The 16008-nt window shown below is 66.6% G+C and carries 14 protein-coding genes; 10 read left to right on the top strand and 4 right to left on the bottom strand.

The window, feature by feature from the left end:
• Positions 1–240 precede the first annotated feature (240 nt).
• Together ACQR10_RS24530 and ACQR10_RS24535 are read right to left on the bottom strand one after the other, a co-directional pair.
• Positions 241–624 (bottom strand): cell division protein ZapA, encoded by a 384-nt coding sequence (locus ACQR10_RS24530; protein WP_315804786.1) that lies wholly within the window; start codon positions 622–624, stop codon positions 241–243.
• Entirely contained in the window at positions 621–971 is a 351-nt protein-coding gene (locus ACQR10_RS24535) for a DUF4164 domain-containing protein (protein WP_315804785.1), read from the bottom strand. Before ACQR10_RS24535 ends, ACQR10_RS24530 begins: the two co-directional genes overlap by 4 nt.
• A 268-nt stretch (positions 972–1239) precedes the next feature.
• On the opposite strand from ACQR10_RS24535, the gene tkt reads away from it, so the two are divergent.
• The 10 genes from tkt (at position 1240) to ACQR10_RS24585 (ending at position 11662) form a co-directional block, all read left to right on the top strand.
• The gene (tkt, locus tag ACQR10_RS24540; protein ID WP_316216509.1) at positions 1240–3225 is read left to right on the top strand and encodes a transketolase; all 1986 of its coding nucleotides are present in this window, start codon (positions 1240–1242) and stop codon (positions 3223–3225) included.
• A gap of 245 nt (positions 3226–3470) precedes the next feature.
• Positions 3471–4478 carry a type I glyceraldehyde-3-phosphate dehydrogenase gene (gap, locus tag ACQR10_RS24545; RefSeq protein WP_316216508.1) on the top strand — a complete coding sequence of 336 codons (1008 nt, stop codon included), beginning with the start codon at positions 3471–3473 and terminating at the stop codon, positions 4476–4478.
• Positions 4479–4581: 103 nt separating this feature from the next.
• Positions 4582–4725, top strand: a complete 144-nt coding sequence (locus ACQR10_RS24550) for a hypothetical protein (RefSeq protein ID WP_316216507.1) — start codon at positions 4582–4584, stop codon at positions 4723–4725.
• A 27-nt stretch (positions 4726–4752) separates the two neighbouring features.
• Entirely contained in the window at positions 4753–5943 is a 1191-nt protein-coding gene (locus tag ACQR10_RS24555; protein WP_316177327.1) for a phosphoglycerate kinase, read from the top strand.
• Positions 5944–5988: 45 nt separating this feature from the next.
• Complete coding sequence (locus tag ACQR10_RS24560) at positions 5989–6246, top strand: hypothetical protein (protein WP_315804781.1); 258 nt, start codon at positions 5989–5991, stop codon at positions 6244–6246.
• 194 nt (positions 6247–6440) lie between these two features.
• Entirely contained in the window at positions 6441–7508 is a 1068-nt protein-coding gene (gene fba / locus ACQR10_RS24565) for a class II fructose-bisphosphate aldolase (protein ID WP_315804780.1), read from the top strand.
• A gap of 425 nt (positions 7509–7933) precedes the next feature.
• Entirely contained in the window at positions 7934–8956 is a 1023-nt protein-coding gene (locus ACQR10_RS24570) for a class I fructose-bisphosphate aldolase (protein WP_315804779.1), read from the top strand.
• On the top strand, positions 8956–9633 hold the full coding sequence (locus ACQR10_RS24575) for a thiamine phosphate synthase (protein ID WP_316216506.1): 678 nt from the start codon (positions 8956–8958) through the stop codon (positions 9631–9633). The genes ACQR10_RS24570 and ACQR10_RS24575 overlap by 1 nt, the downstream gene beginning before the upstream one ends.
• Before the next feature lie 10 nt (positions 9634–9643).
• On the top strand, positions 9644–10741 hold the full coding sequence (locus tag ACQR10_RS24580; RefSeq protein WP_316216505.1) for a tetratricopeptide repeat protein: 1098 nt from the start codon (positions 9644–9646) through the stop codon (positions 10739–10741).
• Positions 10742–10870: 129 nt separating this feature from the next.
• Complete coding sequence (locus ACQR10_RS24585; RefSeq protein ID WP_315804776.1) at positions 10871–11662, top strand: inositol monophosphatase family protein; 792 nt, start codon at positions 10871–10873, stop codon at positions 11660–11662.
• 228 nt (positions 11663–11890) lie between these two features.
• On the opposite strand, the gene ACQR10_RS24590 is transcribed toward ACQR10_RS24585, so the two are convergent.
• Positions 11891–12481 carry an outer membrane protein gene (locus ACQR10_RS24590; RefSeq protein WP_316216504.1) on the bottom strand — a complete coding sequence of 197 codons (591 nt, stop codon included), beginning with the start codon at positions 12479–12481 and terminating at the stop codon, positions 11891–11893.
• A gap of 368 nt (positions 12482–12849) precedes the next feature.
• Positions 12850–16005 (bottom strand): multidrug efflux RND transporter permease subunit, encoded by a 3156-nt coding sequence (locus tag ACQR10_RS24595; protein ID WP_316216503.1) that lies wholly within the window; start codon positions 16003–16005, stop codon positions 12850–12852.
• Positions 16006–16008: the final 3 nt, after the last annotated feature.

Consider the following 16008-nt stretch of genomic DNA (forward strand, 5'->3'; position numbering starts at 1 on the left):
AAAGCGATTCGTCAGTCACTCGACCGAGGAATCATCCATTTCCGGCAGCAAAATGGTAAGTTAGCGCCAATGGGGGTTTCTCTCCACGAACAACGCTCGCCGCGAGAGACCCCTCACCCAACCGCGCTCGCCGCACTGTCATACATGCCCTCTCCCACAAGGGGCGAGGGCACACTCATAAGCACCGCGAAATGAGGCGGTCCACGTTGACTGCACTAGGACTGACTTGTTAGTTCCGCCCTATCCGATCGCCACCCCGCCACCGATGGTCCGGTTGAGCACCTGCGTCGTGCGCTCGATGCGCTCGGCGGCGGCGTTCAGCGCCTTGGCCACCGCGACTTGCGTGGCGCGGGCGCGGTCGCTCGCCTGGTTGCGCACGTTGCGCAGGCCTTCCAGCTCCTGCTCCAGCATCTGCACGCGCTGATTGGCGTCGATCAGCTCATCGCACACGGTGAGCGCAGCCATCACGGTCAGGCGGGCGTCGCCGATCTCGCCGAACTTGCCGCGCAGATTGGTGATGCGCGATTCCAGACTCTCCGCGAGCTTCAGCAGCCTGAGCTCCTGGCCCTCCTCGCACGCCATGCGATATTGGCGGCCGTTGATGGTGACGTTGATGTGGCTCATTCCTCGTCCTCATCGTCTTCAGCGGCGCCCTGCCCGTCGCCGCCAGCGAGCACGGCGCGGATGGTGCCGATCGCGGTGTCCAGACGTTCGGCGATCTCGCGATTGGTGCGCTCGAGCCGGCGCGTCTTCATCAGGGAGCCGTCGAGCTCGTCGGCGAGACGCGAGCGGTCGGCGCCGAGCGCCTGGATGCGCGTCGCCAGCTCGTCCTCGTCACGATCCGCCTCACGCCGCCGCTCGACCGCGCTCTCCAGCGCGTCGAGTGCCGTCATCAGTCGCCGCGTCGCCGCCTCGAGATCGGCGGCGCCGGGTTCCACCTGGCCGGCAAGATTGGCAGGGTGATCGTTCATGGCGCGGATGCGAGGCCCTCGGAGCAAGCGGGACGCGACAAAAGCGCTGTCCGGCAAGCGGTTACGGGCAAAATCTTACGTGCTGGGCGAGCCAAGCGCAACGCTCGGCCGAAACTATGCACTACTAAGCAACTTTTGGGACGTCCGGGACGTTGCATTGCCTTTGATTCCCGGAACCGAGGTGCTAATCAGCCCGCAAAATCCCGGCCCGCCAGCAATACCGGCGGCGTCCCTGTCATCAGCATTTCACGTTTGGACGGATTCCAGCATGACGCAGGTCGATCATTCCCGCATGGCCAACGCCATCCGCGCGCTCGCAATGGATGCCGTCGAAAAGGCGAAATCGGGCCATCCCGGCCTGCCGATGGGCGCCGCCGACGTCGCCACCGTGCTGTTCACCCGCGTGCTGAAATTCGATGCCGCGGCGCCCGCCTGGCCGGACCGCGACCGCTTCGTGCTGTCGGCCGGCCACGGCTCGATGCTGCTCTACGCGCTGCTGTATCTGACCGGCAACGAGGAGATGACGCTCGACCAGATCAAGCGCTTCCGCCAGGTCGATTCGCTCACCCCCGGCCATCCGGAGAATTTCCGCACCAAGGGCATCGAGACCACCACCGGCCCGCTCGGCCAGGGCATCTCCACCGCGGTCGGCATGGCGCTGGCCGAGAAGATGCTCCAGGCCGAGTACGGCAAGAAGATCGTCGACCATCACACCTATGTGCTGGCCTCCGACGGCGACCTGATGGAGGGCATCTCCCAGGAAGCGATCGCGATGGCCGGGCATTGGAAGCTCAACAAGCTGATCGTGCTGTGGGACGACAACGGCATCTCGATCGACGGCCCGCTGTCGATCGCCGACTCGGTCGACCAGGTGAAGCGCTTCAAGTCTGCCGGCTGGGCCGCCGAGCTGATCGACGGCCATGATCCCGAGGCGATTGCCGCCGCGATCGCACGGGCGCAGAAGTCGTCGAAGCCGTCGCTGATCGCCTGCAAGACCACGATCGGCTATGGCGCGCCGACCAAGGCCGGCACCTCCAAGGTGCATGGCGAGGCGCTCGGGGCGGAGGAGCTGAAGGGCGCCAAGGAGAAGCTCGGCATTTCGCAGGAGCCGTTCTCGGTGCCCGACGACGTGCTCGCCGCCTGGCGCGAGGCCGGCCGCCGCGGCGCGGCTGCGCGCACGGAGTGGGAGACCCGGCTCGGCGAGATGGGCCCGCGCAAGCGCGCCGAGTTCGAGCGCCGGCTGCGCCACGAGCGCCCGGCGTCGCTGGCGAAGGCGCTGAAGGACCACAAGAAGGCGCTGCTGGAGACCCCGCTCAACGTCGCCACCCGCAAGTCCTCGGAGGCCGCGATCGAGGTGATCGCCGCAGCGATGCCGTTCGAGTTCGTGGCGGGCTCGGCCGACCTCACCGGCTCCAATAACAACAAGGCGAAGTCCGCGACCTCGTTCTCGGCCAAGACGCCGAAGGGCCGCTTCATCCATTACGGCATCCGTGAGCACGGCATGGCGGCGTGCATGAACGGCATCTTCCTGCATGGCGGCTTCGCGCCGAACGGCGCCACCTTCCTGGTGTTCTCGGACTACGCGCGCGGCGCAATGCGCCTGTCGGCGCTGATGGGCGCCGGCGTCGTCTACGTGCTGACTCACGACTCCATCGGCCTCGGCGAGGACGGCCCGACGCATCAGCCGGTCGAGCATCTCGCCGCGCTGCGCGCGATGCCGAACATGCGCGTCTTCCGCCCGGCCGACGCGGTCGAGACCGCCGAGTGCTGGGAGCTGGCGCTGAACCGCACCAACGGCCCGACCGTGCTGGCGCTGACGCGGCAGAACCTGCCGCAACTGCGCACGTCCGCGCCGGCTGACAATCCCTGCGGCCGCGGCGGCTACGAACTCGTGACCGCCCAGGGCGAAGCCAAGGTGTCGCTGTTCGCGACCGGCTCCGAGGTCGAGATCGCGGTCGCCGCGCAGAAGCAGCTCGCCGAGCGTGGCATCCCAGCCCGCGTCGTCTCGGTGCCGTCGCTCGAGCTGCTGCTGGAGCAGCCGGCCGAGACCCGGGCCGCGATCATCGGCAAGGCGCCGGTCAAGATCGCCATCGAGGCCGCGGTGCGCTGGGGCTGGGACGCGGTCATCGGCCAGGATGGCATCTTCATCGGCATGCATTCGTTCGGCGAGAGCGGCCCGGCCAAGGAGCTCTACAAGCATTTCGGCATCACCGCCGAGGCGGCTGTCGAGGCCGCCGTACAGCGGCTGGCGTAAGGCCTTCGGTCCCCCGCGCGGCCGTCCATCACGTCTGAGCGACCGGACAGCCGCGCTGGCGGATCCCTGATTCGCGACGGTTGAGCGAGCGCAAAAAAAGGACTACGAAAGGGCCATATCGTCCGCTCCCGCCCGGCAGAACCGGGCGTCAACAGGTCCAAACCCTCGTAGAGCCCTTGCCAGGGGCCGGCTACGAGGGACGAGAAAACGTTATCGAACGAGAAACGTCATTGAAGGAGACGAAAATGGCAATCCGGGTCGGGATCAACGGGTTTGGCCGCATCGGCCGCAACGTTCTGCGCGCCATCGCGGAATCGGGTCGCAAGGACATCGTGGTGGTCGGCATCAACGATCTCGGCCCGGTCGAGACCAATGCCCATCTGCTGCGCTTCGACAGCGTGCACGGCCGCTTTCCCCACACCGTGACCGTCGACGGCGACACCATCGATATCGGCAGCGGCAAGATCAAGGTCACCGCCGAGCGTGATCCGTCGAAGCTGCCGTGGAAGGATCTCGGCGTTGACATCGCGCTGGAATGCACCGGCATCTTCACCTCCAAGGACAAGGCCTCCGCGCATCTGACCGCCGGCGCCAAGCGCGTGCTGGTCTCGGCCCCGGCCGACGGCGCCGACGCCACCATCGTCTACGGCGTCAACCACACCTCGCTGACCAAGGATCACCTCGTCGTCTCCAACGGCTCCTGCACCACCAACTGCCTGGCGCCGGTCGCCAAGGTGCTGAACGACACGGTCGGCATCGAGACCGGGTTCATGACCACGATCCACGCCTACACCGGCGACCAGCCGACGCTGGACACCATGCACAAGGATCTCTATCGCGGCCGCGCCGCGGCGATGTCGATGATCCCGACCTCGACGGGCGCCGCCAAGGCGATCGGCCTGGTGCTGCCTGAGCTGAAGGGCAAGCTCGACGGCGTCGCGATCCGCGTGCCGACGCCGAACGTCTCGGTGGTCGACCTCAAGATCGTCGCCAAGCGCAACACCGAGCCGAAGGAGATCAACGAGGCGATCAAGCGCGCCGCCGAGCAGGAGCTCAAGGGCGTGCTCGGTTACACCAATTCGCCCAACGTCTCGATCGACTTCAACCACGACCCGCACTCGTCGACGTTCCACATGGACCAGACCAAGGTCATGAACGGCAACCTCGTGCGCGTGATGTCCTGGTACGACAACGAGTGGGGCTTCTCCAATCGCATGGCCGACACCGCCGTCGCGATGGGCAAGCTGCTGTAACTCTCTTCAGTCATTCCGGGACGATGCGCCGCATCGACCCCGGAATCTCGAGATTCCGGCTGCGTTCCTCGGACCGCTCCGGAATGACGGCTGAGGAAGCGCCATGACCCTTCCTAATTGGCTCGGAATCCCCGGGGCGCTGCTGCTGATTGGCTTGATTGCCTATGGCTTCCGCCAAGGCATGCGGGTGACGACGAAGCAGGAAGGCCATCCGCCGGAAAACACCGACGGATATAATCACCACTGATTAGTCCCTCGTTTTACGGTGGCTTCAATGAAACAATTCCGCACCCTCGACGACGTCGATCCCAAGAGCAAGCGCGTGCTGCTGCGCGTCGATCTCAACGTCCCCATGGAGAATGGCCACGTCACCGACGCCACGCGCCTGGAGCGCGTCGCGCCGACCATCAATGAGCTCGCCACCAAGGGCGGCAAGGTCATCCTGCTCGCGCATTTCGGCCGGCCGAAGGGCCGCGACGCCAAGGACTCGCTGAAGCCGGTCGCCGCCGCGCTCTCGCAAGTGATCAAGCGCCCGGTCGCCTTCGCCGACGACTGCATCGGCGAGCCGGCGGCGACCGCCATCGCCGCGATGAAGGACGGCGACGTGCTGTGCCTGGAGAACACGCGCTTCCACAAAGAGGAAGAGAAGAACGATCCGGCCTTCGTGGCCGAGCTCGCCAAGCTCGGCGACATCTGGGTCAACGACGCCTTCTCCGCCGCGCACCGCGCCCATGCCTCGACCGAGGGCCTCGGCCACAAGCTGCCGGCCTATGCCGGCCGCACCATGCAGGCCGAGCTCGACGCGCTCGACAAGGCGCTGGGCCGCCCGGCCAAGCCGGTGATCGCGATCGTCGGCGGCGCCAAGGTCTCGACCAAGATCGACCTGTTGGAGAACCTCGTCACCAAGGTCGATGCGCTGGTGATCGGCGGCGGCATGGCCAACACCTTCCTGCATGCCCAGGGCGTGCAGATCGGCAAGTCCCTGGCCGAGAAGGATCTGGCAGCGACCGCGCTCAGGATCATGGAGAAGGCGGAAGCCTCGAACTGCGCCATCATCCTGCCGGTGGACGCGACCGTCTCCTATCACTTCGCAGCCAACTCGCCGTCCTTCGCCTATGGCCTCGACGCGATCCCGCCGGACAGCATGATCCTCGATGTCGGCCCGCAATCGACCGCACGCATCCATGCCGCGATCGACGATGCCGCGACGCTGGTCTGGAACGGTCCGCTCGGCGCCTTCGAGCTGACGCCGTTCGACCGCGGCACGATGGTCGCCGCCAAGCACGCAGCGGAACGCACCAAGACCAAGAAGCTGGTCTCGGTGGCCGGCGGCGGCGATACCGTCGCGGCCCTCAACCAGGCCGGCGTGGCCGCCGACTTCAGCTACGTCTCGACCGCCGGCGGCGCCTTCCTGGAATGGATGGAAGGCAAGCCGCTGCCGGGCGTGGAAGTGCTGAAGGCCTGATCCTCAGAGCTTGTCGGCCATGGATGTTTCTGTTATGTTCCATTCATGGCTGACACTCCGACAGACGCCGTGCACTCGATCCTGATCAAGATTCAGGAGAGCATTGCTGCGTTCCGATCGGAGTTTGGACAGTTCAGACAATCGACCGAGACGCGGCTCGATAGCTTGGAAACCTTGATCCGCAAGCAGCGGCGTGATTCCGCCGGCATGCTGGTCATGATGCGCGCGGCCGCCAGCGACTTCGACGAGCGTGTCACCGAGGTCGAAGAGCGCATCGCGGCTCTCGAAGCCAGGAAGAGCTGAGCCAGCTCTTACGTGCTGTCCGTTGCGACGGATTTGGCTGATAACCTATGAATGGCCGCTGACAGCGCGGTCTGGTGGCCTGCGTCGCCCGCAACCCTTGGAATCTCCCGACCACCGCGTTATGCACGGTGCAGCAGTTTCGACACGTGCGCATCCTGCCGCACGGTCCAATTCTTAATCAGGGAGTTCCAGCCATGGCTCGTATCACGTTGCGTCAATTGCTCGATCACGCGGCGGAAAATGACTACGGCGTCCCGGCCTTCAACATCAACAACATGGAGCAGGCACTGGCGATCATGGAGGCGGCCAATGCGGTCGACGCTCCGGTGATCATCCAGGCCTCGCGCGGCGCCCGCTCCTATGCCAACGACGTCATGCTCAAGCACATGATGGACGCGGTCACCGAGATCTATCCGCACATTCCGGTGTGCGTGCATCTCGACCATGGCAACGGTCCCGACACCTGCATGACCGCGATCCAGTCCGGCTTCACCTCGGTGATGATGGACGGATCACTGAAGGCCGACGGCAAGACGCCGGCTGACTGGGACTACAATGTCGGCGTCACCAAGACGGTCGCCACCATGGCGCATCTCGGCGGCATCTCGGTCGAGGGTGAGCTCGGCGTGCTCGGCTCGCTCGAGACCGGCATGGGCGACAAGGAGGACGGCCACGGTGCCGAAGGCAAGCTGTCGCACGACCAGCTGCTGACCAACCCGGACGAGGCCGTGAAGTTCGTGCGTGAGACCCAGGTCGACGCGCTCGCGATCGCGATGGGCACCTCGCACGGCGCCTACAAATTCACGCGCAAGCCCGACGGCGACATCCTCGCCATGAACGTGATCGAGGAGATCCATCGCAAGCTGCCGAACACGCATCTCGTGATGCACGGCTCGTCCTCGGTGCCGCAGGACCTGCAGGAGATCATCAACGCCTATGGCGGCAGGATGAAGCCGACCTGGGGCGTGCCGGTCAGCGAGATTCAGCGCGGCATCAAGAACGGCGTGCGCAAGATCAACATCGACACCGACAACCGCATGGCGATGACCGGTCAGATCCGGAAAGTTCTGTCGGAGCACCCGGAGGAATTCGATCCGCGCAAGTACCTGAAGCCGGCGATGGAGGCGATGGCCAAGCTGTGCAAGCAGCGCCTGCAGGAGTTCAACACCGCCGGCCAGGCCTCCAAGATCAAGCGCGTGCTGACCACGGCCGAGATGGCCAAGCGCTACGCCAAGGGCGAGCTGGCTCCGAAGGTGGCGTGAGGCAGCTGCCGCCGCGCTGCGTTGAGCTTCTCGACCCCAGCAGCCGCCGCAACGGCGGTAAGCTCCCCTCCCCCTTGCGGGGAGGGGTCGGGGGGGTCCGGGGCGTACTATCAGTGATGAGATCGAAGGCGCATATCGACCATCGCGCTTGCGATTGAAGTGGCCGAACGCGTGCGCGCGACAGCGTTCACCACTTACGATCTCAACGCGTAACTCATTGAGTTCAGTGCGTGTGGACCCCCACCCCCAACCCCTCCCCGCAAGGGGGAGGGAAGCCGACCACCGGTGACGTGATCGCTTGCTCCGATCAGCAACCTCCCCTTCACCTCTTCGAGAGTCCGCCTCACCGGCGGCCAATGTTTGCTCGGCATCCGCCCGAGAACCGTCTATTTTGATGGGCAGGGCAGGTGCGTCTGGAGCCAAGCATGAATCTCTCCGCACTGAACACCACGGCCCTTGCCATGGTTGCACCGGGCAAGGGCATCCTCGCCGCCGATGAATCCACCGGGACGATCAAGAAGCGCTTCGATGCCATCAAGGTCGAATCGACCGAACAGAACCGCCGCGACTATCGCGAGATGCTGTTTCGCAGCGAGGGCATGTCGTTCATCTCCGGCGTCATCCTCTATGACGAAACCATCCGGCAGCATGCCGCCGACGGCACCCCGCTGGTGAAGCTGATCGAAGCGGCCGGCGCCATTCCCGGCATCAAGGTCGATGAGGGAACACAGCCGCTGTCCGGCTGCCCCGGCGAGCGGGTCACGGTCGGCCTCGACAGGCTTGCGGATCGGCTGGCGACGTACTACGCGCTGGGTGCGCGCTTCGCCAAATGGCGGGCCGTGATCGATATCGACAAGGACAACATCCCTTCGATGACAGCGATCCATGTCAACGCGCATGCGCTCGGCCGCTATGCCGCCCTGTGCCAGGCAGCGAACATCGTGCCGATTGTCGAACCGGAGGTGCTGATGGACGGCGATCATGACATCGGTCGCTGCTTCGACGTCACGCGCCGCGTGCTGAACGAGGTGTTTCGTGAATTGCGCATCCAGCGCGTCGCGTTGGAAGGCATGATCCTGAAGCCCAACATGGCGGTCGCGGGCAAGCAGTCGCCGGACCAGGCTGGGGTGCAGGAGGTCGCCGAAAGGACCGTCCAACTGTTGAAGGAATGCGTGCCTGCGGCGGTGCCCGGCATCGCCTTCCTGTCCGGCGGACAATCCGACGAGAGCGCGACCGCGCATCTCGACGCGATGAACCGGCTCGGACCGCTGCCCTGGAAGCTGACCTTCTCCTACGGCCGCGCGCTGCAGGCGGCGCCGCAGCAGGCATGGGCAGGCAGGGCGGCGAACATCCCCGCCGGCCAGCGCGCCTTCACCCACCGCGCCCGCATGAATGCGCTTGCCAGCCGCGGCCAGTGGACCGCAGCGCTCGAGAAAGAGGCCGCCTAGTGTCCGGCAAGACGACATCCGCGCGGCCCGCGCCGCGCCTCTATCTGGCAACGCCGGTCGTGACCGATGCGGCGGCGCTGGCCGCCGGCCTGCCCGAGATCCTCGCCAGCGCCGACATCGCTGCGGTGCTGGTGCGGCTGAAGGACAGCGATCCGCGCAGCATGATCACGATGGTCAAGACGCTGGCGCCGGCGATCCAGGGCGCCGGCGCAGCGCTGCTGATCGACGGCCATCCCGACATCGTCGCCCGCGCCGGCGCCGATGGCGCGCACCTGACCGGCATCGCCGCGCTGGAGGAGGCGCTGCCCGGCCTGAAGCCGGACCGCATCGCCGGCTGCGGCGGCCTGTCCACACGCCATGATTCGATGCGCGCCGGCGAGCTCGGCGCCGACTATGTGCTGTTCGGCGAGCGCGATGCGCAGGGACGGCGGCCCTCGCCGGATGCCGTCAACGAGCGCCTCGCCTGGTGGGCGGAGCTGTTCGAGCCGCCCTGCGTCGGCTATGCGATCTCGCTCAAGGAGGCCGCGGACTTCGTCGCGGCGGGAGCCGATTTCGTGCTGGTCGACGACCTCGTCTGGAACGACGCCCGCGGCCCGGCCGCGGCGCTTGCTGAGATCAGCACCGCGATCCGCAGCGCCCATACGGCCGCGCCAGCCGACGCGCCAGGACAGAGCTGAACGGCGGCCGATGACGATCCTGCGCCTGACATGTGTCGTTGCTGCGCTCGCCATGGCGATGCCGGGCGCACGCGCGCAGATCTCGTTGACGCCGCCGGCCCTGCAGCCGGCCCCGGCGGAAAAGCCCAAGCCGGTCGAACGGCCGGCGGAGAAGGCGGCCGAGAAGGCCAAGCCGCCGGCAACGTCCGCGGCCAAGAAGCCGGCCCCCGCCCCGTCGGCCAAGCCGGCCGCTCCAGCGCCGGCCGCGACGCCACCGCCCGCCACCAATGATCCCAATGTCGACCTGGTCTACGGCGCCTATCAGCGCGGCCAGTACAAGACCGCGTTCGATCTCGCCACGCCGCGGGCGCAGGCCGGCGATCCCAAGGCCATGGCGATGCTCGGCCAGCTCTACGAAAACGCCCAGGGCATCCGCCGCGATTACGAAAAGGCGGCGATCTGGTACAAGCGGGCCGCCGAGGCCGGCGACCGCGAGGCGATGTTCGCGCTGGCGATGATGCGGCTGGCCGGGCGCGGCGGCCCTGTCGACAAGCTCGAGGCGGTCAAGCTGCTGGCCTCCGCCGCCAAGCTCGGCGAGCCCAAGGCGGCCTACAATCTCGCGCTGCTCTATCTCGACGGCCAGACCTTGCCGCAGGACCTCAGGCGCTCGGCCGAGCTGCTGCGCCTGGCTGCGGATGCCGGCAATGCCGAGGCGCAATACGCGCTGGCGACCTTCTACAAGGAAGGAACCGGCGTGCCGAAAGACCTCGAAAAGGCCGCGCAATTGCTGAAGGCGGCCGCGATCGCCGACAATATCGACGCCGAGGTCGAATACGCCATCGCGCTGTTCAACGGCACCGGCGTGCCGAAGGACCAGCCCGCGGCCATCGCGCTGCTGCGCCGGGCCGCGCGGCAGAACAGCCCGGTCGCCCAGAACCGGCTGGCGTGGGTGCTGCTGTATGGAATCGCCACCCCGATGGACAAGGTCGAGGCCTACAAATGGCACCTGGTGGCCAAGACCGCCGGCAAGGGCGATCCCAAGCTCGACGAGAAATTCGCCGACATGCCCCCCGAAGACCGCGCCAAGGGCGAACAGGCCGCCAAGCACTGGCTGGGCACCATCAAGTGATCGGCCGCTGATCCGGCCTTGACGCGGCCGCCCCGGCAGGGCACCCACAGCCAGCCATTTCACCCGCCTTCGTCCGCTTCCGGGGAAGGCGCGCACCGCGAGGTGCGGTCAGCCCAGCGCATCGAGCTCATGATCCATTCCGCCCTCATCAACGTCATGGTCAAGGCCGCGCGCCGCGCCGGCCGCAACCTCAAGCGCGATCTCGGCGAGATCGAGCACCTGCAGGTGTCGCTGAAGGGGCCGGCCAATTTCGTCTCCCGCGCCGACAAGAAGGCCGAGGAGATGCTCTACGAGGATCTCTCCAAGGCCCGGCCCGGCTACGGCTTCCTCGGCGAGGAGGGCGGCAAGCGCGAAGGCAGCGACAAGTCGCACACCTGGATCGTCGACCCGCTCGACGGCACCACCAACTTCCTGCACGGCATCCCGCAATTCGCGATCTCGATCGCGCTGCAGCGCGAGGACACCGTGATCGCCGGCGTGATCTACAATCCCGCCAATGACGAGCTCTACATCGCCGAGCGCGGCAAGGGCGCGTTCCTCAACGACCAGCGGCTGCGCGTCGCCGCGCGCAAACAGCTGCATGAATGCGTCATCGCCTGCGGCCTGCCGCATATCGGCCGCGGCGATCACCAGCTGTTCCTGCGCGAGATGACCTCGCTGCAGGTCAAGGTCGCAGGGCTCCGCCGCTTCGGCGCCGCCTCGCTCGACCTCGCCTTCGTCGCCGCCGGCCGTTTCGACGCCTATTGGGAGCGCGACCTGCAGCCCTGGGACATCGCCGCCGGCATGATCCTGGTGCGCGAGGCCGGCGGCACCGTGTCCGGCATCGACGGCAAGGAGGACGCGCTGGCGACCGGGCACGTGGTGTGCGGCAACGAGGTCATCCACCGCGAGCTGGTGAAGGTGCTGAAGGCGGCGGCGTAGCTTCCGTTGTGGAGTGGCATTGCCACGGCGCTCGCCTCACATTCGGTGTCGTCCCGGCCTCGAGCCGGGACCATAGCCACAGGCCGTGCCGATTGACCGAGACGGCTCGACTGGCGTGCCCCGCAGATCTCCCTGGGGGTATGGGTCCCGAATCTGCGCGCGCGTGCCGCGCGCTTGTCCGGAACGACAGCGAAGCGGTGCGGCCGGCAGCGTCTCTTTTCGACGAAGCTACCGCCGTCCGCTGGTGAAGGCCTGCGGCGTGGCACCTGGCAGCGCCGGAGAGTTGATGTCGCTGTCGACGCGATCGGACGACTGGCCGGCGTAGCTGAAGCCGAGCGACAGGCTGACATTGGAGGTCGGCTTGAACTCGACGCCGCCATTGATCGCGTAGGCCGGCGTCGAGGTCGAGCGCCCGTCGAACGTCGCGAACGGGCCACCGAGGCCGGGATTGTATTTCAGCGTCTCGAAGCCGCCATAGAAGCTGACGCCGCTCTTGAAGGTGTAGCCGTATTGCGCGCCCTCGGTCGTGTACGACCCGAGCCCGCCGTAACGGTTGACGAGGTTCGAGCTCAGGCCGACGCCCGACAGCGCCGCCCAATTGTTCGTCACGCTGTAGCTCCGCGCGAAGAAGCCGCTGTCCCTGCCGCTGCCCGTGAAGCTCGGGTAGTCGCCGTAGGACTCGAGACTGCCGGAGTCGCTGAAGCCGACCGGCCAGCCCGGCAGCCAATATTTGACGGGACCGGATTGGGCGTGGGCGGCTGAGGCGCCGAGAGCAGCGAACACCAACGCGAGAACAGATTTGCGAGAGACCATCGACATGCCGTACCCGTCACGTGTCGTCGCAGCATACACGGACGGACCAAGAAACTCCAGTCGCGGGGATTGCAGCATCATGTCCCAGCGCCGGCGGTGCTCTCCCCTCCCCCTTGCGGGGAGGGGTCGGGGGTGGGGGTCCGCGAACTCCGAACGCCGATAAGGGAACATATCTTCGGGCGCCCACGAATGAGCAAGCGGCTTGCGTTTCTCGCTCAAGCAAATGAGCCGCGTCGTGGATGGGAGTAGATTTCATCACATTGAGCGGGACTGGTGGACCCCCACCCCCAACCCCTCCCCGCAAGGGGGAGGGGAGCGAACCGACGGCTTGGCGAGATTGCGGCTCGCTTGATCGAGCGAGGTAATTCGATCGCCTACGGCTTCGCCGGCGCCGGCGGCCCGTACACCTCGCGCCCCGCCGCGGGCTCCGTCTTCTCCCGATCGCCCGCGAGCACGCGCTGCACCGAGACGAAGAACACCGGCACCATCAGCAGCGCCAGGATCACCACCGCGATCATGCCGCCCATCACGTTGGTGCCGAGCGCCTGCTGGCTGGCACCGCCGGCGCCCGTCGCCATCGACATCGGCAGCACGCCGCAGACGAAGGCAAGGCCGGTCATGATGATCGGGCGGAAACGCAAGGAGCAGGCCTCGATCGTCGCCGCGACCAGCGGCTTGCCGTGGGCGCGCAGATCCTTGGCGAACTCGATGATCAGGATCGCGTCCTTTGCGGCGAGGCCGATGATGGTGATCAGCGCCACCGTGAAGTACACGTCGTTCGACAGGCCGCGCAGATTGGCGGCGACGACGGCGCCGAGGATGCCGAGCGGCACGGTCAGGAGCACCGCGAGCGGGATCGTCCAGCTCTCGTAGAGCGCAGCGAGACACAGGAACACGACCAGCGCCGAGAGACCGAGCAGCAGCGGCGCCTGCGAGCCCGACAGCTTCTCCTGCAGCGACTGTCCGGTCCATTCATAGCCGAAGCCGCGCGGCAGCTTGCCGGCGAGCCGCTCCATCTCCTTGAGCGCATCGCCCGAGGTGTAGCCCGGCTTGGCCTCGCCGGAGATGCGAATCGCCGGATAGTAGTTGAAGCCGGCGATCTGGGTCGGTCCCTTGGCCCATTGGATGGTCGCGAACGACGAGAACGGCACCAATTGTCCCTTGGCGTTCTTGACGCTGTAGTTGAGGATGTCGTCCGCGTTCATGCGGCTGATGCGGTCGGCCTGCACCACGACGCGCTGCATGCGGCCGCGGTTGGGGAAGTCGTTGACGTAGGTCGAGCCGAGATTGGTCGAGATCGTGTTGTTGATGTCCTCGAAGGTGACGCCGAAGGCACCGGCCTTCTCGCGGTCGATCATCAGATTGACCTGGGGACCCTGCGGCAGGCCTTCGATGAAGACCTTCTGCAGCACCTGGCTGGCATTGGCCTCGGCGATCAGCTGGTCGGCGGCCGCGGTCAGCGCGGCATAGCCCTTCTGGCCGCGGTCCTGCAGGCGGAAGCTGAAGCCCGAGGAGTTGCCGAGATTGTCGATCGGCGGCGGCTGCAGCGCGGTGATCTTGGCGTCGCGCAAGCCGGCGAGATCGCGGTTGATGTCGGCGACCAGCGCCGCGGCGCTGTCATGCTTGCCGCGCTCCGACCAGTCCTTCAGCGAGATGAAGGCCTGCGCGGTGTTGACGCCCTGGCCGGCATAGCTGAAGCCGGTCAGGAAGGTGACGTCCTCGATGCCCGCGCGCTTGGCGAGATACCTCTCGACCGCCTCCACCGCCGCCTGCGTCCGCGCGTAGGACGAGTCCGCCGGCGTCTGCACGTCCGTCGTGATGAAGCCCTGATCGTCGACCGGCAGGAAGCCGCCCGGCAACCGGATGAAGGCGAAGGTCAGCCCGACCAGGAAGATCGCATAGATCAGCATCAGCCGGCCGGTGCGCTTCAGCGCGCCGCCGACCACGCCGGTGTAGCGGTTGCGGCTGTTGTCCATGAAGCGGTTGAACCAGCCGAACAGGCCTTTCTTCGCGTGACCGTGACCGGCCGTGACCGGCTTGAGCAGGGTCGCGCACAGCGCCGGCGTCAGCGACAGCGCCAGCAGCGCCGAGAAGCCGATCGCCGCCACCATGGTAACCGAGAACTGCCGGTAGATGATGCCGACCGAGCCGGGGAAGAACGCCATCGGCACGAACACCGCCATCAGCACCAGCGTGATGCCGATGATCGCGCCGGTGATCTGGCCCATCGCCTTGCGCGTCGCCTCCTTCGGCGACAGCCCCTCCTCGGTCATGATGCGCTCGACGTTCTCGACCACGACGATGGCGTCGTCGACGAGGATGCCGACCGCGAGCACCATGCCGAACATCGTCAGCATGTTGATGGAGTAGCCGACCAGCATCAAGGTGGCGCAGGTGCCGAGCAGCGCCACGGGCACCACGATGGTCGGAATGATGGTGTAGCGGATGTTCTGCAGGAACAGGAACATCACCACGAACACCAGCACGACGGCTTCGACCAGGGTCATCAGCACCCGCTTGATCGAGGCCTTCACCACCGGGGTGATGTCGTAGGGAATCTCATAGGTGATGTTGGAGGGGAAGAAGCGCGACAGCTCCTTCATCTTGGCCTCGACCGCACCAGCGGTCGCCAGCGCATTGCCGGTCGGCGACAGCAGCACCGAGAGACCGGCGGTCGGCTTGCCGTTGAGGCGGGTGTTGAACTGATAGCTGAGGCCGCCGATCTCGACGCGCGCGACGTCGCGCAGCCGCACCGTCGAGCCGTCGGGGTTGGCGCGCAGGATGATCGCGCTGAACTCGTCGGGTGAATCGAGCTGGCCCTTGACCAGCACCAGCGCCGAGGTGCGCTGCGAGGTCGTCGCGGGCTCGGCGCCGATGCTGCCGGAGGCGACCTGCGCGTTCTGGGCGCCGATCGCCTTGGTGACGTCGTCGGCGGTCAGACCGTAGCCGATCAGCTTGGCCGGATCGAGCCAGACGCGCAGCGAGCGCTCGGTCGAATACAGCGTGGCACGGCCGACGCCGGGGATGCGCCGGATTTCGCCGAGCACGTTGCGGATCATGAAGTCGCCGAGGCCGACCTCGTCGAGGCTGCCGTCGGTCGACTGCAGGGTGATGATCTGCAGCACCGCGGCGGAGGCTTCCTCGACCAGGATGCCCTGCTGGATGACGGCGCGCGGCAGCCGCGCCTCGACACGCTTGAGGCGGTTCTGCACCTCGACCGAGGCATCGTTGGTCGACGTGCCCGGCACGAAGTTGGCGGTGATCTCGACCTGGCCGAGCGAGTCGCTGGTGGATTCGAAATTGAGGATGCCGGAGGCGCCGTTGAGCTCCTCCTCGATCAGCCGCGTTACGCTGTTGTAGAGGTTCTCCGGCGACGCGCCGGGATAGCTGGTCGAGATCGAGATCGAGGGCGGCGCGATGATCGGATATTGCGCCACCGCCAGCAGCGGGATCGCGATCGCGCCGATCAGGCAGATGAACAGCGCGACCACCCAGGCGAAGATCGGCCTGTCGATGAAGAAGCTCGGCATGGC

Source organism: Bradyrhizobium sp. HKCCYLRH2060, from assembly GCF_051168135.1.
Lineage (GTDB): Bacteria > Pseudomonadota > Alphaproteobacteria > Rhizobiales > Xanthobacteraceae > Bradyrhizobium.